Here is an 18,193-nt window from a genome sequence, read left to right as displayed (position 1 = left end):
GCTCACACGCCGAGCGCGGCGGCGACCTCCTGACGGAGGGTCTTGAGGGCATCCGCTGCCCGGGTGCGGGCGGCGGTGACGTCACCCTGGGCGACCGGTTCCACCACTTCGAGGTACGCCTTGAGCTTGGGCTCGGTACCCGACGGCCGGATGACCACGCGGGCCGCGGCGGTGCGGAACGTGAGCACGTCGTTCTCCGGCAGCAGGTCGCCGACCGCCGTCACCGGCGCGCCGAGCAGCGTCGCCGGGGGCTGCTGCCGGGCCCGGCCCATCGCGGCGCCGATCTCGGCGAGGTCGTCGACACGCGCCGAGAGCTGGTCGGTGGCGTGCACCCCGAACTCGGCCGCCAGCTCGTCCAGACGGTCCTGCACCGAGCGGCCCGCGGCCAGGAGCCCGGCGGCGAGCTCCGCGGCGGTCAGCGCGGCCGTGATGCCGTCCTTGTCGCGGACCAGGGCGGGCGCCACGCAGTAGCCCAGCGCCTCCTCGTAGCCGAAGGCCAATTCATCGGCGGCACGAACGATCCACTTGAAGCCGGTCAGGGTCTCCGCGTACGGCACGCCGCGGGCCGCGCAGAGCCGGCCGAGCAGCTGCGACGAGACGATCGTGGTCGCATACGTGCCCGGCACGCCCCGCCGGATCAGGTGGTCGGCCAGCAGCACGCCCAGCTCGTCGCCGCGCAGCGGCCGCCAGCCGCCGTCCGGGCCCGGGATGGCCAGCGCGCACCGGTCGGCGTCCGGGTCGTTGGCGATCGCCAGGTCGGCGTTGCAGGCTTTCGCCAGCGCCAGCAGGCGGTCCATCGCCCCCGGCTCCTCCGGGTTGGGGAAGGGGACCGTCGGGAACTCGGGGTCGGGCTCGGCCTGCTCTGTCACGACCGGGGGCACCCCGAACCCGGCCGTCACGAACGCGGCGGCCAGCGTGCCGCCGCCGACGCCGTGCAACGGGGTGTAGACCACGGTCAGGTCGCGCGGTCCGCCCGGCGTGAGCACGTTCGCGGCGCTCTGCACGTACCCCTGAACGATCTTGTCGTCGAGCACCGTGCCCGGCACGCCCAGCCGGACTCCGGCGATCGGCCCGACCGCCCGGATGGCTGCCTCGATGCCGGCGTCGGCCGGCGGCACGATCTGTGCGCCGTCGCCGGCCGGACCGCCGAGCTGCCGCCCGAGGTAGACCTTGTAGCCGTTGTCCTGTGCGGGGTTGTGGCTGGCCGTGACCATCACGCCGGCCACCGCGTCGAGCGCCCGCACCGCGTAGGCGAGCACCGGTGTGGGCAGCGTCGAGGGCATGACGAACGCCTCGCGGCCGGCGCCGGTGGCCACCCGGGCGGTGCGCTCGGCGAAGTCCCGGGAGCCGTACCGGGCGTCGTACCCGATCACCAGCGGGCCCTCGCCGCCCTGGGCCTCGAGCCAGGCGATCAGCCCGGCCGCCGCCCTCGTGACCACGGCGAGGTTCATACCGTTCGGGCCGGCCCGGAGCCGGCCGCGCAGGCCGGCCGTGCCGAAGGTCAGCGGGCCGGCGAACCGGTCGCGCAGCTCGTCGGCGGTGCCCGGAAGCCCGTCGATCAGCTCGCGCAGCTCGTCCCGGCTCGCCGGATCGGGATCGTCGGCCAGCCAGGCTTCGGCCTCTTCCAACGGGGTTGTCTGGGGTTTTCCGCCGCGGGTTGGCACAGCTCGGAGTTCGTCGTCAGGCGCCATCTGGGATTGATAGCACGTGCCGAGCGGTCAGGAGGCCGTCAGGGTGTAAGTCTTGATCATCTGATCGAAGATCGGCTTGCTGTCGGCGAACTGCGCCTCGGTGGATGTCATGTAGAACGAGAACGCCTTGCCGCCGGTCACCACCGCGCCCCAGAGCCCGTGCCGACCGCCGTCGCCGTCGCCGCACGTGTACTCGAGGACCGCGCCGTCCTTGCCGGAGATCGTGGTCTTGCTGAGGTCGACCCGGTTGTAGGGCTTCGGGCAGCTCGTGGACCGCGTCTTGAGCGTGTTCTCGGCGACGCCGAGGAACTTCGTGGGCTCGGCCGTCGACTTCTCGACCAGGATGCGCACCTTGTGCTTGGCGTCCTTGGGGTCGACGTAGTCCACCCAGTCGCCGGCCGACTTGCGGGTCCAACCCTTCGGCACCTGCACCGAGATGCCCCGGTCGTTGTACTCCTGGGTCTCGAACGTGGGCGCCGCCTGTTCGCTCACGGTCGGCTGCGCGACCGGTGTCGTCGGCGTGTCGCCTCCGCCGCCGGACAGCGAGATGACCAGCACCAGGACGATCAGCAGGGCCAGCGCCCCGCCGCCGGCGATCAGCTGCTTGTTGCGCGGCCAGCCCTTGAACGTCTCGACGGCCTTGCCGGTGGCCGCCCTGGCCGAGCCGACCGCGTTGTCGATCATCGCCTTGCGCTTGGCGGCCGGGCTCCGCACGATCGTGCCGCCCATCGGCTCGCCGGCCGCGCGTGCGCCGTTCCACGCCTCGCGAGGCGGGATCACGCTGGTCGGGTCGGTGCCGTGGGCGGTCGGCATGAAGCCGGTCGCACCGCCGGGCATCAGCGTGTCGTCGAGCTCGGGCGCACGCCGGCGACCGCCGCCGGCGGGTGCGTTGCCCTGCTGGAGCTTCTGCAGATGGTCGGTGAGCGACTGGCCGGGCGCGAGCATGGCCCGGCCGCCGATCTGACCGTTCGGCTGCGGCTGCGGCGGCAGCGGCTGCGTCTCGGCCGGCGCCGCCGGCGGGCGCTGGGCCGGGACCACCGAGTACGGGTCGGTCATCATGTGCGGCGGGCTGGTGCTGGCCAGCGGGCCGGCCAGCTGCTGCCGGAGCATGGTGCGCGCGGTCAGCACGTCCATCCGCCGGGCCGGGTCCTTTTCCAGCAGGCCCATCAGCACCGGGGTGAGCGAGCCGGCCCGCACGGCCGGGGCCGGCGGGTCCTCGACCACGGCGTGCATGGTCTCGATCGGGTCGCCCTTGTCGAACGGCGGACGGCCCTCGACCGCGGTGAACAGCGTGACGCCCAGCGAGAACAGGTCGCTCGGCGGGCCGAAGTCGCTGCCCATGGCGCGCTCGGGCGAGATGAAATGCGGCGAGCCGAGCACCATGCCGGGCGTGGTCAGCTGCACGTCGGTGGGCATGCGCGCGACGCCGAAGTCGGTCAGCACGCAACGGCCGTCGGAGCAGATCAGCACGTTGGCCGGCTTCACGTCGCGGTGCAGCACGCCGTGCGCGTGCGCCACCTCGAGCGCGCCGAGCAATGCGATGCCGATCTTGGCGACGACGCGGGGGGTGACCGGCCCGTCCTCGATCACCATGTCGGCGAGGCTGCGCGCGTCGAGCAGCTCCATCACGATCCACGGCCGGCCGTTCTCGTGCACGACGTCGTAGACCTGCACCACCGCCGGGTGCTGGAGCGCGGCCGCGGCGCGGGCCTCGCGCATGGTTCGCTCGTACATCGAGTCGCGGTCGCTGGGAGCCAGGCCGGGCGGGAGGACGACCTCTTTGATCGCCACGTCGCGGCGCAGCAGCGTGTCCGCCGCGCGCCAAACCGTGCCCATGCCACCGTGCCCCACCGCTGCGCGCAGTGTGTACCGCCCGCCGATGAGCGTGCCCGGGGCTGCGCGTCCGCTGGTGGGAGCAGAGTTGCCACCGCTCCACGTCGGAATCTGAGTCACTGAGGATGCCACCGAGGGGATGTAGGGGCCGTCGACCAACCCCGCTATCTTGCCGGGTGCGCCCCCCTATTTGAAAGTCACGACGCGGGTGTTCCTGTGAAGTCGACGCACCGTGACCGGAAAGCCGCTTTCCGTGGTGATTATCGGACTCTCTGTGCAAAATCCCTCACGCTTGCGCCCTGAACGAAGTCTTAGGATCACGGTTGTGAACGCAGAGTCGGGTTTCGAGATCAAGCCGGTCTACCGCGCCGGGGACGTGCCCGCGGACGTGCCGATCGGCGAGCCGGGGGAGTACCCGTACACCCGAGGCGTCTACCCGACCATGTACACCAAGCGCCCCTGGACCATGCGGCAGTACGCGGGCTTCGGCACCGCCGCCGAGTCCAACGCGCGCTATCACCAGCTGCTCGCGGCCGGCACCATGGGCCTGTCGGTGGCGTTCGACCTGCCCACCCAGATGGGGTACGACTCCGACGACCCGATCGCGCACGGCGAGGTCGGCAAGGTCGGCGTGGCCATCGACTCGATCGACGACATGCGCAAGCTGTTCGACGGCATCCCGCTCGACCAGGTCTCGACCTCGATGACGATCAACGCGCCCGGTGCTCTACTGCTTCTGCTCTACCAGCTCGTGGCCGAGGAGCACGGCGTGCCGGGAGCGGCGCTGCAGGGCACGATCCAGAACGACATCCTCAAGGAGTACATCGCCCGCGGCACGTACATCTTCCCGCCGAAGCCCTCGCTGCGGCTGGTGGCGGACACGTTCGCGTACTGCCGTGCCGAGATCCCGAAGTGGAACACGATCTCCATCTCGGGCTACCACATGGCCGAGGCGGGCGCGACCCCGGCGCAGGAGATCGCCTTCACGCTGGCCAACGGCATGGAGTACGTGCGGGCCGCGCGCGCCGCCGGTCTCGCCGTCGACGACTTCGCGCCCCGGCTGTCGTTCTTCTTCGTGGCCCGCACCACGCTTCTGGAAGAGATCGCCAAGTTCCGCGCGGCCCGCCGGATGTGGGCCCGGATCATGCGCGAGGAGTTCGGCGCGAAGGACCCGAAGTCGCTCATGCTGCGGTTCCACACGCAGACCGCGGGCGTCCAGCTCACCGCCCAGCAGCCCGAGGTCAACCTCGTGCGGGTCGCGATCCAAGCTCTCGGCGCCGTCGCCGGCGGCACGCAGTCGCTGCACACCAACGCGTACGACGAGGCGATCGCCCTGCCCACCGAGAAGTCCGCCCGGCTCGCCCTGCGCACCCAGCAGGTACTCGCCTACGAGAGCGGCCTGACCGGCACGGTCGACCCGTTCGCCGGCTCCTACGCGATCGAGGCGATGACCGACGAGGTCGAGGCGGAGGCGACCCGGCTGATCGAGCGGGTCTTCTCGTACGGGTCGGCGGTCGACGCGATCGAGCAGGGCTTCCAGAAGGAGCAGATCGAGACCTCGGCGTACCGGATCGCCAACGAGATCGACTCCGGGGAGCGGGTGGTGGTGGGCGTCAACCGCTTCGCCGTGGATGACGAGGAGCGGTACGAGCCGCTGCGCGTCGACCCGGCCATCGAGGCCGCCCAGGTCGCCCGACTTGCCGATCTGCGGGCGAAAAGGGACTCGGCGGCCGTCGAGAGCGCGCTGGCGGATTTGGCGAAGGCCGCCCAGGGGACCGAGAACGTCCTACCGTTGATGAAAGAGGCGTTGCGGCTACGTGCCACGGTGGGAGAGGTCTGCCACACGTTGCGTGGTGTGTGGGGTGTCCACCACCCCGTGGAGCGTTTCTGAGTCGGACTCGTGGTGTGGCATCACCTCCGCGATCCGTTACACGTTGTAGGAGGTGATGGGCCAGATGCTGCGCAGGGACGACAACCCGAGCATCTCCTCGCCTCTCATCGAGCGCTCTTATCAGGGCATTCGTGACCCAGCGCTACCCAGCGTGCACGGGAATGATGTTGCACAGCGTCACCAAACTGGGTCTAAGCTGTCGCGCGTCAAGCAAACACGACAAACCTTCGAGAGTGATACGGAAACCGACGTGACTACTGCTCTGACGGCGCCCCCCTCGCCTGGGGAACCCGAGACGGAGTGGCCCGGGCCGTTGCCCGGCGCCGAGCCCCTGCCCGGCCAGCTCGACCGCTGGCTCGCCGCCCACGGCGCGGAGCTCGTAGCGATTCGTCGGCACATTCACGCCCACCCCGATCGTTCCCACCACGAGTTCGAGACCGCCGCCCTGATCGCCCGCGAGCTGGCCGTGGCCGGCCTCTCCCCGCGGCTGCTGCCCAAGGGCAACGGTGTGATCTGCGACATCGGCGAAGGCGACCGGGTCGTGGCCTTCCGCGCCGACCTCGACGCGCTGCCGCTGCAAGACCTCAAAGACGTGCCGTACCGCTCGACCGTCGACGGCGTCGCGCACGCCTGCGGACACGACGTGCACACCACGGTGCTGCTCGGGCTCGGGCTGGCCCTCGCCCAGCTCGCCGAGCAGGGCCAGCTGCCCGGCCGGGTCCGGCTGATCTTCCAGCCCGCCGAGGAGAGCATCCCGTCCGGCGCGCCCGAGGTGGTCGCGGCCGGCGGGCTCAAGGACGTCGTCGCGATCTACGCGCTGCACTGCTACCCGCAGCTGCCGATCGGCCTGGTCGGGGTCCGCTCCGGGCCGTTCACGGCGGCCGCCGACATCGTCGAGGTCAAGCTGACCGGCCCCGGCGGCCACACCGCCCGGCCGCACCTGACCGCCGACCTGGTGCACGCGCTGGGCCGGGTGATCGTGGACGTGCCGGCGCTGCTCGACCGCCGCATCGACCCGCGGGCCGGCGTCTCGATGGTGTGGGGCTCGGTGCACTCGGGCGACGCGTTCAACGCGATCCCCGCCGAGGGGCGGGCGAGCGGCACGGTCCGCATCCTCAGCCGCGAGGCCTGGCGGGACGCGCCCGAGCTGATCACCAAGCTGATCCGCGACGTGGTCGCGGCGACCGGAGCCGAGGCCGAGGTCGCGTACCGCCGGGGCATGCCGCCGGTGATCAACGACCGGATGGCCACGGCGGTCATCGCGGGCGCGGCCGGCGCGGCGCTCGGCGCCGACCGGGTGGTCGAGGCCGAGATCAGCATGGGCGGCGAGGACTTCTCGTTCTACCTCGACCACGTGCCGGGCGCGATGATCCGGCTGGGCACCGGGACGCCCGGCTCCGACGAGCGCTACGACCTGCACCAGGGCAGCTTCGACGTGGACGAGAGCTGCATCGGGTACGGCGTGCGGGTCTTCGTGCACACCGCGCTGGCGGCGCTGGCCACCGGCGCCTTCTGAGCTGAGCTGGCTGGCTCCGCTTCGCTCCGCGGGCGATCGCCCCTTCGGGGCTGACTCCTCATCAGCGGGGCGATCGCGGGGCCGTACCCGTCTTAGGGTTTGTCGGTTTCGTCCGTTTGCTTCGATGGTACCGGCGGCGCCGAGGCCGGCATCGGGGGATGCGGCGGATAGACCGCCGGCACCGCCCCGGCGGGCGCGACGAGAGCCGGTCGCCCGGTCGCCCGGTTCGGCCGGAACCGCCGATAGAGGTAGAACGCCGCCCACACCGGCAGCCCGATCACGATCAGCCAGGGCAGCAGCGCGCCCAGCACGGTCAGCACGACCTTGAGCGAGGCCAGCAGCGCGTCCCAGCCGGCCGCCAGCCCGCCGAGGAACCCGCCCGGGTTGTCCTCGCCCGCGGGCGTCGGCGCCGCCGGACCGAGGAACGTGACGGTGATGGTGGACAACGCCGTGAGGTCGGCCAGCCGCCGCTTCTTGGCCTGCAGCGACGCCAGGTCGGACTCCCGCGTCGCCACCTCCTTCTCGAGCATCACCAGGTCGTTCAGCGTCTTCGCCTGAGCCAGCAGCCGCCGCCCGCTGTCCACCCGGGCCTGCTGCACGGTGATCCGGGCGTCGAGGTCGACGGTCTCCTCGGTGACGTCCTCGGTGCTGATCTCGCGGTGTTCCTCACTGCCCAGCTTGGACAGTTGGTCGACCACGGGGGCGAATTTGTCGGCCGGGACCCGCAGCATCAGCGTGGCCGTGCCGGAGCCGCCCGAGCCGCTGGTGCGGTTGTCCGAGCCGATGAAGCCGCCGGCCGTGGTCGCGATGCCGGAGGCCTGCCCGGCCGCGGCGTTGACGTCGTCCTTGACGCGTACCGAGATGCTGCCGCGATAGATGATGGACCGCTGGTCGACGCTCAGGTCGGGCGCCTGCGCCGGCTTGTCCTGTGCGGCGGCCGGCGGCTGAGCCTCGGCGACCGCGCCGCCATCGGCTCGTTCCGGAGCGGCGGCCTTGTCCGCGGCCGACACGCCGGAGGAATTCGATTGTGAGTCGTCGGATGCTCCGGCGCCGCATCCGGCCAGTAGAAGCCCCGTGAGAAGCACGGAGGAGGCGATGTATATGGGTCTGACACGCATGGTTTTCTCCCATCCCCGTTCGGGTGTGCACCTGGGACGTACGGCACAGGGGACCCGGTTCCGGCAGACTGCGGGGTGAGCGGTTACGAATCGGCAGCGGAGGGGTCCCGTGCGCGTCACGAAGTTCACGCATTCCTGCCTCCGGATCGAGGGCGACGGAGTGTTGGTCGTCGATCCGGGCGAGTTCAGCGAGCGCTCCGCGCTGGATGGCGCGGACGCCGTCCTGATCACCCACGAGCACATCGATCACCTGGATGTCGCGGCGGTGGCCGACACCGCGGCGAAGCGTCCGGGCCTGCGCGTCTTCGCCCACGCGGAGGTGTTGCCCCAGCTCGCCGCCTTCGGCGACATCGCCACCGCCGTGGGTCCCGGTGAACAATTCGGCGCGGCCGGCTTTCGCGTACGGGCATTCGGCGGCCAGCATGCGTTGATCCACCCCGACATCCCGCGGGTCGCGAACCTCGCCTATCTGATCGGCGACGACGACACGAACGTCTATCACCCCGGCGACTCGTTCACCGTTCCGGAGGAAACGGTCGTGGGCACGCTGTTCGTCCCGTTGAATGCTCCTTGGATGAAACTGATGGAGTCGATCGACTTCGTCCGGGCGGTCAAGCCCGGCCGTGCCTATGCGCTGCACGACGCGCTGCTCAACGAGACCGGCGCCAAGGTCTCCGACGGCCACCTCGGCCGGCTCTCCGGCACCTCCTACGCGCACCTCGCGCCCGGGACCACGATCTGACGTGCCGAGCGGAAGCTTTTCCGGCGCGCCCGGCGCGACCGACGACCTGATCCAGCGGCTCTACGAGCAGCCGCCGGACGGTTTCGTGGCGGCCCGTACCGCCGCGATCGACGAGGCCAAGCGGGCCGGCGACCGGGACACGGCGAAGCGCCTCGCGGCGCTCAAGAAGCCGACCGTGGCCGCCTGGGTGGTCAACCTGCTGGCGCTGCGCCGCCCCGACCTGATCGACGAGTTGGTCGAGCTCTCGTCGGCGCTGCGCGAGGCCCAGCGTGGCCTCCAGGGCGATCAGCTGCGCGAGCTGACCGCACAGCGCCGCCAGGTGGTGTCGGCGCTCGTCGGCGCGGCCCGCAAGCTGGCGCTCGAGGCCGAGCCGGACGCCAAGCTGCCGCTGGGCGAGGTGGAGGCGACGCTCTCGGCGGCCCTCGCCGAGCCGTCGGTCGCGGCGCAGGTGCGCACCGGGCGGCTGATCCGGGCGGCCAGCTACGCCGGGTTCGGCGAGGTGCCGAAGCCCCGGCTGCGCCTGGTCAGCGACACCGACACCGACCTCGACACCGACCTCGACGCCGACCTCGATGCCGAGGAGTCGGACGAGGAGGGCGGGGAGGTCGTCGAGTTCCCGCAGCAGTCCACACGGGAGCGGCAGGCCGCCGAGCGCCGCCGTCGCCAGATCGAGCAGCGCCGCCGGGAGCTGCGCCGCGAGCTGGGCACCGCCGAGTCCGCCGAGCACCGCGCCGACGAGCAGCTCGTGCGGGCCGAGAACGCCGAGCGCGACGCCGAGCATCTGGTGGAAGACCTCGACGCGGAGCTCGCCGAGCTGGAACGGCGGCGCACCGAGGCGCAGGCCGACGTGGCCCGCCGCAAGCAGGCCCGGCGCACGGCCGAGCGGGACGTCGCCACCGCCCGCCGCCGGGTCGGCGACGTGCAGGCCGCCCTAGAAGATCTCGAAACGGACGAGTCCGATTGACCGCCCGTGCCGGTCGGGACGGGAAGAATATTTTCCAGATCGGGCGCGGGAGAGCACAATCGGCGCGTGACACCCGAACAGGCTGCCGCCAACGCCATGACGGGACTCGCCACGATCGTCGGCGCCTTCGCCGAGTCACCGCAGACGCTGCGTCGCGCGCGGCTTCTGGGGCTCTCCGGCTGGGCGTACCACGTGTCTGCGCGGGCCGGTGCGCTCGGCGACGTACGACCCGAGACGGTGGCCGCTGCCATCGGATTCATCGCCCCCGACGCCGTCATCGACGGCTGGGAGTCGACCGCCAAGGCATCGGCGCCCATGGAGGTGGCCACCTGGCACCTGCACGAGCTGTGCAAGTGGGGCATCGAGCAGCTCGGCGGCTTCCCCCGGCTGGGCCGGCTGCTCGAGCTGGCCGGCCGGGTGGTGGACGCGGTCGACCACGCCGCGCTGCCGCTGTTCGCCGCGTGGCGGGCCATGCCGGTGCCCGACCAGGCCCCGGGCGCGCGGGCCGCGGTCACCTTGCACCTGATGCACGAGCACCGGCTCGGCGTGCACCTGGTGGCCGTGCGGGCCAGCGGGCTCACCCCGTTGCAGGCCATCATCGCGGGGCCCGAGGGCGAGACCGGGGCGGTCGCGTTCGGCTGGCAGCCGCCCTACCCGCCGGCCGGCCCGATCGTGCGCCGGCTCATGTGGGCCGACTCGGTGGCCGACGCCCTGGCCGGCCAGGCCTACGCGACGCTCGACATGGCCGAGCGCATCGAGCTGGTCGGCCTCCTTGAGTCACTGAGCCAGCGCCTCACGCGCTGATCGCGCGCCGCACGCGCCTCATGCACCTCACGTGCTACACCTGCCTCACGCGCTGATTGCGTGCCTCACGCGCTGATTGCGTGCCTCACGCGCTGATTGCGTGCCTCACGCGCTGATTGCGTGCCTCACGCGCTGATTTCGCGCCTCACGCGCTGATTTCGCGCCTCGGTCCTGATGCACAACCGCCGCCCGACCTGCGAGATCTTGATGGCTTGCCGTTCGCCGCGAACGGTAAATCATCGCTCTCTGCGGGCCGTCGCGAGCCACGCCGGAAATGAACGGATATTTCTGATGGCCGCGCCGCCGAAGTTCCACGGTGTGGGTGATGCGCCAGCCACTGGGACCGGCGCCTGGATGCGGGACGGGCCATCGCAGCACAGCCGGCGCACCGAACATCCCGGTCGGGCGCAACGACAAGTTGTTGATCACGGCCGGCGCCCCCGGCCCACCCCCACCCTGGTAGGGAGGGGCCTATTCAAGCAGGCGGGTATGACAGATTTTCGGCGCTGTCCACAGGCGCGGGCGGGGCGGGAGGTGGCGGCGATCAACGCGGTCGATATTCGGTCGACCGGAGGCCGCGGTTCATGGTCCGATGCGCGGATGACCGCTGCCGCGACGACCCTGCTGCCCGAGGGCTGGACCACGCGCCGGCCGACGCTCGATGACGTGCCCGACATCCTGGCGGTGGTGCACGCCAGCGACATCGCGGCGATCGGCGAGCCCGACTTCACCGCCGACGAGGTGCGCGAGATGCTCACCGATCCGCACACCGACATGACCCGCGACAGCTGGCTGGCGCTCGACCACGCCGGCGCCATCGTTGGCTGGACGTTTCCGCACAACATCACCGGCGGCGACCGTGACTTCCTCGAGGTCTTCGTGCACCCCAAGCGCGGGCGTCCGGCGATGCGGCCGCTGCTCGCGCTGATCCTCGACCGGATGGCCGTGCGGGCCGCCGAGCTCGGCCACGACCCGTACGAGGTGCGCGCCGGGGCCATCCCCACCGAGCAGCCCTACATCGACGCGCTCACCGAGTCCGGCTTTGTCTTCCTCAAGCAGCACGCCCGTATGCGGATGCCGCTCGACGGCGTGCCGCACACCGCGCCCGAGCCGCCGGCGGGAGTGACCGTGCGCCCGGTCCGCGGCGACGACCAAGACGACCTGCGGGCGCTGCACGCGGTGATCGAAGAGGCGTTCCGGGACACCGACCACTTCGCCGTCGACTACCCGACATGGCGGGCCCAGGTCGACAACGAGCCGACCGTCTCCTTCGACGAGTGGTTCATCGCCGAGGCGGACGGCCGGGTGGTCGGGTCGCTGCAGTCGTCCGATGCCGGCATCGAGGACGACGAGGGCTGGGTGAAAAGGCTCGCTGTGCTCCGGGCGTACCGGAAAAGGGGTTTGGGTGAGGCGCTCCTGCGCCGGGCTTTTGCGGTCTATGCCGCGAAGGGCCGGGCGCACGCGGGCCTCGGCGTCGATCTGGAGAACCCCACCGAGGCCGTGCGTCTCTATCTCGCGGTCGGGATGACGCCGATGTACCGGGCCAACGTCTACCGCACCCACGTCGCCGCGCGGTCCTAGACCGGCGCCGGTTGCTCCTTCTCGACGACGGGCTCGGTCTCGACGCGCGGGGGAGGCGCGGCGGGAGTGCCGTCCTTCTTGCGGAGGAAGCGCTTCGGCGTGCGCTTGCGCCACCACTTCTCGGCCGGCTCCTCGACGAAATGGAACAGTGCCCACGACATGGCGGCGACCACGAGGCCCATGCCGAGCAGCGTGAACAGCACCGCGTCGTTGTCGCGCATCCGGCCCCACTCGTACGTCGCGAGCCGGCTCACCGAGTGGTGGATCAGGTAGAAGCCGTAGGACCACAGGCCGAGCAGCACCAGTGGCTTGGCGTTGAGGACGCCCTTCAGGCCGCGCACCTCGCGCTGCACGAAGGCCAGGATGATCAGGGCGGAGAGGATCGCGACGCACTGCCGGACGGTGAAGTCGAGCTGGTTGACCAGGGCGTGGGGGAGCCGCATCCGGCCCTGGTAGTAGCCGTAGACGTAGCCGACGAGCAGCACGATCGGGATGAACGGGCGCAGCGGGAACCGCCAGCCGCGCTTGAGCGCCATGGCGACGGTCAGGCCGAGCAGGAACTCGGGAAGGTAGACGATCGGGTTCCGCATCACCCAGCTGGCGTGCGGGGCCGAGAGGTGCGCGACGGCGAGCCAGTTGACCGCCCACATGCCGATCAGGCCGAGCGCGGTGGCCAGGGCGAGCCAGCGGGTGCGGGTGCGCACCGCGAGCCAGCCGAACAGCGGGAACATCGCGTAGAAGAGCAGCTCGACGCTGAGCGTCCACGTCACCTCGTTGCCCGGCAGCGTCGGCGTGACGTGCGGGAACCAGGTCTGCACCAGGAACACCGAGGAGATCAGGCTCCACCACTCGATCGGCTTGTGCGCGGCGATGTAGTACGCGAAGACGCCGAGCGGCAGCGCGACCAGGTGGGCGGGCCAGATGCGGCCGACGCGCCGCCACCAGAACGAGGCCGGGTGCTCGCCCGGTTTGTACACCCACATCATCAGGAAGCCGGAGAGCACGAAGAAGAACGTCACGCCGTGCCCGCCGATCTGCGAGTACGGGAAGATCAGCGGCGAGCGGCCGAAACCGGTCTGGCCCCCCAAGCCGGTGAAGTGGTGGGTGAAAACGGCGAAGGCCGCGAAGAACCGCAGACTGGTCAGCGCGTCCAGGCGCTTGGGCAGCACCGCCGTGGAGGCGGCCCGGAAGCCTCGAATGGGCATGAGTACGCGCTCAACCTCTGTTCGGCAGCGATGACGGAAGTTGAACGGTAAGTGAAGAGTCTTCTCCCTGTCCAGAAACGGGACGAGTCAGATCTCCGGAGTGGACGTCGCGCTGGGCCGATGGCGGAGGTCGTCGACGTAGTCGTCGGGCGCGCCGGCCTTCTCGGCGGCGTTGGCGATCTCGGAGAGATACCACGCGGTGGGCAGGCCGCCCTCGTACCCGTCGTAGACGTACACCCACGCGCTGAACTCGCCCTCGAGCGTTGATACACGCACGGTGAGCTTCTGGTACGCCCCCGCGGTCACCCCCTCGACCTCGTCGAGCTGTGCCGCATCCCACGGATGCACGTCGTAGAGGGAGACGAAGACCCGGTCGCCGGGCGACTCGACGATCGTCGTCACCGCGCCCTCCCAGCCCATTTCCGCCTCACCGGCGAAGGTCAGGCGCCAGCCTTCTATCCACCCGACGCCGACCATGGGCGAGTGCGGGCAGTAGGCCCGCATGCGGGCCGGGTCGAGGTTTGAGCCATACGCGGCGTAATGACGCACGGCGATGACGATAGCCGGATACGGCGGTCGTGGAGAATACAAGAAGTGCGTGTCGGCACAAGTAGACCGACAACGCCGGTTACGGAGGGGAACGTCGTGAGTCGGATCGTGATCATCGGTGGGGGTCCGGGCGGGTATGAGGCTGCCCTGGTCGCCGCCCAGCTTGACGCGGAGGTGACCCTCGTCGAGGCCGATGGCCCGGGTGGAGCCTGCGTGCTGACCGACTGCGTTCCGTCGAAGACGTTCATCGCCAGCTCCGAGGTGATGACCGGTTACCGGCACAATGACCGGTTCGGCATCCGCTCGACCGGCCTCGAGGGTGTCTCGGTCGACGCCGTCGCGGTGAACGACCGGGTGAAGAAGCTGGCCCTGGCCCAGTCCGCCGACATCCACTCCAAGCTGATCAAGGCGGGGGTCGAGGTGGTGCACGGCCGGGCGCTGCTCGGCGAGGACACCCTCGGGCACACCCACCAGGTGCTGGTGATGCCCGACGGCGAAGAGATGTTCTCGATCGAGGCCTCGACCGTGCTGCTGGCGACCGGCGCCACCCCGCGCGTGCTGCCGACCGCCCGGCCGGACGGCGACCGCATCCTCGACTGGCGGCAGGTCTACGACCTCACCGAGCTGCCCGGGCACCTGATCGTGGTCGGCTCCGGCGTGACCGGCGCCGAGTTCGCCAGCGCCTACCTCGCGATGGGCACCAAGGTCACGCTGGTCTCCAGCCGCGAGCGGGTCATGCCGCACGAGGACGCCGACGCGGCCATGGCGATCGAGCGGGTGTTCCGCGAGCGCGGCATGACGATCCTCAACCAGTCCCGCGCCGAGTCGGTGGTCAACACCGGCGACGGCGTGCTGGTCACGCTCTCCGACGGCCGTACGGTCGAGGGCTCGCACGCGCTCATGGCGGTCGGCGCCGTGCCGAACACCGACAAGCTGGGCCTGCGGGAGTACGGCGTCGACGTCGGCGCCGGCGGTTACCTGACCGTCGACCGCGTCTCGCGTACCAACGTGCCCGGCATCTACGGCGCCGGCGACTGCACGGGCGTGCTGCCGCTGGCCAGCGTGGCCGCCATGCAGGGCCGCATCGCGATCTGGCACGCCATGGGCGAGGCGGTGTCGCCGCTACGGCTGCGCACCGTCTCGGCCAACGTGTTCACCGATCCCGAGCTGGCCACCGTCGGCGTCTCGCAGAACGAGGTCGACTCCGGCCGTACCCCGGCCCGCCAGGTGATGCTGCCGCTGACCGGCAACGCGCGGGCCAAGATGGCCGACCTGCACGACGGCTTCGTGAAGCTTTTCTGCCGGCCGGCGACCGGTCAGATCATCGGCGGCGTGGTGGTGGCGCCCAAGGCGAGCGAGCTGATTTTGCCGATCACCATGGCGATCGAGAACAACCTGACTGTGGACCAGCTGGCCCACACGATCACTATCTACCCGTCGTTGTCGGGGTCGATCGCGGAAGCTGCTCGTCAGCTGATGCAGCACGAGCGGCAATGACGTCGGCCTCCGCGGCCACCGCGGCGGCCGCGATGTCTTCCGCCAGGTCGGCGTCGACCTGCTTCTTGCCGCCGAAGACCGCGAGGATCCAGCCGGCGGTGCCGAAGACGGCCGCGGCGGTGGCGGCGATCGCGAACAGGCGCCACGCCGATTGCGTGATGGCCGTGCCGCCGACATGACCGACCAGGCCGCCGTAGCCCGCCCAGCAGAGCGCGGCGGCCCCGTCGTAGAGCACGAACAGCTTGAGCGGGTAGCCCGTGCGACCGGCATGGAAACCGGCGGCCATCCGGCCGCCGGGAACGAAGCGGCACAGCAGCAGCACGAGAGGACCCGGCCGGCGCAGCCCCCGGGTGAAGCGGACCGCGGCCTTGCGGGTCCTGGACTGCTCGCGGGGGTGGTCGTCGTCGTGTTTCGGGGCGAAGCGGCCACGCAGGGCCCCGAGCCGGCCGCGGCCGACCTGGCCGGTCGAGCGGCCCAGGAAGTAGGCGATCGAGTCGCCCGCGAACATGCCGGCCGCGCCGATCGCGATCACCAAGGCAAGATCGAGATTGCCGTAGACGGTGAGCGCCCCGGATGTGATCATGATCGCCTGGACCGGAACGACCGGAATCATCGCGTCGATCGTCAGGAAGCCGAACAGCGCCAAGTAGGCCCACACCGGTGTGGCCATCATGGTCAACAATTCGGTCATCGCTTCGGCCACCTCACGGCTTCAGATCTCGCCACATTCTTGACGTGCATACCTGAGAATGTGCTGTGTTCCAGCATGCGCCCTGATCAGGCCGGTCCCACGGTGATGCCTGACACGGTGTCATCACGATCGCAGGGTCGAACCGGCGCCGGTTATTTCCCGCGATTTCATCCCGGGGCGCGGCGCGAGTTTTTCGCTTGTCCCCGGCGGGCGTACGGTGGCTTTGCCGGAGACACCGGGTCCCCCGTTCTCGGTGTGGCCGGCCCGGGCCGTCGGTAGGTCCCGTACCGACGGCCCGCCCTACGTCCAAGTTGCGTTCGTTACGAGCACGCAATGAGCCGTGCGTAGGGTCCTCGCATGGCGGATCTTTTCGAGGAGTACCGCCTCGGCCCCGGCTGGGACGAGATGTTCAGCGAGCTGGGCATGCCCCGGGAGAGCTACGAGGCGCTGCACGCGACGCTCCAGCCGCTGTCCAGCTCCGAGCTGGGTGTGCGTGCCGAGGTGCTGGCCCGGGCGTTCCTCGACCAGGGCATCACGTTCGCGCTCAAGGGCGTCGAGCGCCCCTTCCCGCTGGACATCGTGCCCCGCGTCATCGCCGCCGCCGAGTGGCGCTCGGTCGAGCTCGGCGTGGCCCAGCGGATCCGGGCGCTCGAGGCCTTCCTGGCCGACGTGTACGGGGCGGGCCAGGTGCTCGCCGACGGCGTGGTGCCCCGCCGGATCATCGCGACCAGCGCCCACTTCCTGCGCGCGGCCGCCGGGATCAACCCGCCCAACGGCGTGCGCATCCACGTGGCCGGCGTCGACCTGATCCGCGACGAGCAGGGCACGTTCCGGGTGCTGGAAGACAACGTGCGCATCCCGTCCGGGGTGAGCTACGTGATGGAGAACCGACGGGCCATGGCGCAGGTGTTGCCCGAGGTCTTCGCGGCGACCCGCGTCCTGCCGGTGGAGAGCTATCCGGCGATGCTGCTGCGGGCGCTGCGGGCGGCGGCGCCAGTGGGGGTGAGCGATCCGACCGTGGTGGTGCTGAGCCCGGGCGTCTACAACTCGGCCTACTTCGAGCACGCGCTGATCGCCCGGGAGATGGGCGTCGAGCTGGTCGAGGGGCGCGACCTGGTCTGCGTCGGCAACGACGTGGCGATGCGGACCACGGCCGGCGAGCAGCGGGTGGACGTCATCTACCGGCGGATCGACGACGACTTCCTCGATCCGGTGCACTTCCGGGCCGACTCGGTGATCGGGGTGGCCGGCCTGCTGAACGCGGCGCGGGCTGGGCGGGTCACGATCGCCAACGCCGTCGGCAACGGGGTGGCCGATGACAAGCTGCTCTACACCTACGTGCCCGACCTGATCCGCTACTACCTCAACGAGGAGCCCCTGCTCCCCAACGTCGACACCTACCGGCTGGACGAGCCCGGGGTGCTGGATCACGTGCTGCCGAAACTCGATCAGCTCGTGCTCAAACCGGTCGACGGGGCCGGCGGCGCGGGAATCGTGATCGGCTCGCAGGCTTCTTCGGGCGAGCTGAACGACGTACGCGAAAAGATCTTGGAAAATCCCCGCGGGTGGATCGCGCAGCGCGAGGTGAAGCTGTCGATGGTGCCCACCCTGATCGGCAATCGGCTCCGCGGGAGGCACGTCGACCTGCGGCCGTTCGCGGTCAACGACGGCGAGAAGATCTGGGTGCTGCCCGGCGGCCTCACCCGGGTCGCGCTGCCCGAGGGCGCGCTGGTGGTCAACTCCAGTCAGGGCGGCGGTTCCAAGGACACGTGGGTGCTGGCCGCCGACGACGACGTGGTGCCCTTCGAGGTTCCGCACCTGCCGGCCACTCCGGCGCCCCTCCCGGTCGCGGCGCGCCCCGATCTCGGGCCGGGCGCATCGGGCGCCGAGCAGCAGCAACAACAGCAACAGGGGAGGTTCTCGTGCTGAGCCGCATCGCGGAGTCCCTTTACTGGATCGGCCGCTACATCGAGCGGGCCGAGGACACCGCCCGCATCCTCGACGTGCACCTGCAGCGCGTGCTCGCCGACCCGTGGACGCAGGAGGACGCGGCCTGCCGCTCGCTGCTCGCCGTCATGGGCGTGCCGGTCACCGAGGGAAGTGGGGGGGGG

At 70.8% G+C, this 18,193-nt stretch carries 14 protein-coding genes and 1 pseudogene; 9 read left to right on the top strand and 6 right to left on the bottom strand.

The genetic code is table 11. The annotated features are described in order from the left end of the window. Positions 1 to 2: 2 nt before the first annotated feature. Both ACIA5D_RS04635 and ACIA5D_RS04630 read right to left on the bottom strand, forming a co-directional pair. Entirely contained in the window at positions 3 to 1,691 is a 1,689-nt protein-coding gene (locus tag ACIA5D_RS04635; RefSeq protein WP_396028428.1) for a phospho-sugar mutase, read from the bottom strand. Between the two features lie 27 nt (positions 1,692 to 1,718). Beyond that, entirely contained in the window at positions 1,719 to 3,644 is a 1,926-nt protein-coding gene (locus ACIA5D_RS04630; RefSeq protein ID WP_396028427.1) for a serine/threonine-protein kinase, read from the bottom strand. A gap of 205 nt (positions 3,645 to 3,849) precedes the next feature. On the opposite strand from ACIA5D_RS04630, the gene ACIA5D_RS04625 reads away from it, so the two are divergent. Next, positions 3,850 to 5,415 carry a methylmalonyl-CoA mutase gene (locus tag ACIA5D_RS04625; protein ID WP_396028426.1) on the top strand — a complete coding sequence of 522 codons (1,566 nt, stop codon included), beginning with the start codon at positions 3,850 to 3,852 and terminating at the stop codon, positions 5,413 to 5,415. Positions 5,416 to 5,665: 250 nt separating this feature from the next. Then, positions 5,666 to 6,931: an amidohydrolase gene (locus ACIA5D_RS04620; protein ID WP_396028425.1), complete on the top strand. Its 1,266-nt coding sequence runs from the start codon at positions 5,666 to 5,668 to the stop codon at positions 6,929 to 6,931. Between the two features lie 92 nt (positions 6,932 to 7,023). Here ACIA5D_RS04620 and ACIA5D_RS04615 read toward each other — a convergent pair whose 3' ends face one another. After that, positions 7,024 to 7,941 (bottom strand): DUF4349 domain-containing protein, encoded by a 918-nt coding sequence (locus ACIA5D_RS04615; RefSeq protein ID WP_396028424.1) that lies wholly within the window; start codon positions 7,939 to 7,941, stop codon positions 7,024 to 7,026. Positions 7,942 to 8,158: 217 nt separating this feature from the next. Between ACIA5D_RS04615 and ACIA5D_RS04610 the strand changes: the two genes are divergently transcribed. The 4 genes from ACIA5D_RS04610 (at position 8,159) to ACIA5D_RS04595 (ending at position 12,140) form a co-directional block, all read left to right on the top strand. After that, positions 8,159 to 8,791, top strand: a complete 633-nt coding sequence (locus ACIA5D_RS04610) for an MBL fold metallo-hydrolase (RefSeq protein WP_396028423.1) — start codon at positions 8,159 to 8,161, stop codon at positions 8,789 to 8,791. 1 nt (position 8,792) lies between these two features. Then, positions 8,793 to 9,755, top strand: a complete 963-nt coding sequence (locus ACIA5D_RS04605) for a hypothetical protein (RefSeq protein ID WP_396028422.1) — start codon at positions 8,793 to 8,795, stop codon at positions 9,753 to 9,755. A gap of 66 nt (positions 9,756 to 9,821) precedes the next feature. Continuing rightward, a complete protein-coding gene (locus tag ACIA5D_RS04600; RefSeq protein WP_396028421.1) occupies positions 9,822 to 10,559 on the top strand; it encodes a hypothetical protein in 738 nt (245 codons plus the stop codon). 600 nt (positions 10,560 to 11,159) lie between these two features. Then, on the top strand, positions 11,160 to 12,140 hold the full coding sequence (locus ACIA5D_RS04595) for a GNAT family N-acetyltransferase (protein WP_396028420.1): 981 nt from the start codon (positions 11,160 to 11,162) through the stop codon (positions 12,138 to 12,140). On the opposite strand, the gene ACIA5D_RS04590 is transcribed toward ACIA5D_RS04595, so the two are convergent. Both ACIA5D_RS04590 and ACIA5D_RS04585 read right to left on the bottom strand, forming a co-directional pair. Continuing rightward, positions 12,137 to 13,345, bottom strand: a complete 1,209-nt coding sequence (locus tag ACIA5D_RS04590) for an acyltransferase family protein (protein ID WP_396028419.1) — start codon at positions 13,343 to 13,345, stop codon at positions 12,137 to 12,139. The two genes, ACIA5D_RS04595 and ACIA5D_RS04590, sit on opposite strands and share 4 nt — an antisense overlap. A gap of 87 nt (positions 13,346 to 13,432) precedes the next feature. Continuing rightward, entirely contained in the window at positions 13,433 to 13,894 is a 462-nt protein-coding gene (locus tag ACIA5D_RS04585; RefSeq protein WP_396028418.1) for a gamma-glutamylcyclotransferase, read from the bottom strand. Between the two features lie 96 nt (positions 13,895 to 13,990). Between ACIA5D_RS04585 and ACIA5D_RS04580 the strand changes: the two genes are divergently transcribed. After that, positions 13,991 to 15,391 carry an NAD(P)H-quinone dehydrogenase gene (locus ACIA5D_RS04580; protein WP_396028417.1) on the top strand — a complete coding sequence of 467 codons (1,401 nt, stop codon included), beginning with the start codon at positions 13,991 to 13,993 and terminating at the stop codon, positions 15,389 to 15,391. Here ACIA5D_RS04580 and ACIA5D_RS04575 read toward each other — a convergent pair. Continuing rightward, on the bottom strand, positions 15,321 to 16,082 hold the full coding sequence (locus ACIA5D_RS04575) for a DedA family protein (RefSeq protein WP_396028416.1): 762 nt from the start codon (positions 16,080 to 16,082) through the stop codon (positions 15,321 to 15,323). The two genes, ACIA5D_RS04580 and ACIA5D_RS04575, sit on opposite strands and share 71 nt — an antisense overlap. Before the next feature lie 357 nt (positions 16,083 to 16,439). Between ACIA5D_RS04575 and ACIA5D_RS04570 the strand changes: the two genes are divergently transcribed. Together ACIA5D_RS04570 and ACIA5D_RS04565 are read left to right on the top strand one after the other, a co-directional pair. Continuing rightward, positions 16,440 to 18,011, top strand: coding sequence for a circularly permuted type 2 ATP-grasp protein (locus ACIA5D_RS04570; RefSeq protein WP_396028415.1), 1,572 nt, complete (start codon positions 16,440 to 16,442; stop codon positions 18,009 to 18,011). Continuing rightward, a pseudogene (locus ACIA5D_RS04565) lies at positions 18,005 to 18,106 on the top strand (alpha-E domain-containing protein); the annotation flags it as partial. The gene ACIA5D_RS04570 and the pseudogene ACIA5D_RS04565, both read left to right, overlap by 7 nt. Positions 18,107 to 18,193 lie beyond the last annotated feature (87 nt).

This window comes from Actinoplanes sp. NPDC051513 (assembly GCF_044454685.1).
Taxonomy (GTDB): Bacteria; Actinomycetota; Actinomycetes; order Mycobacteriales; family Micromonosporaceae; genus Actinoplanes.
This window is presented reverse-complemented; position numbering and strand designations above follow the sequence as displayed.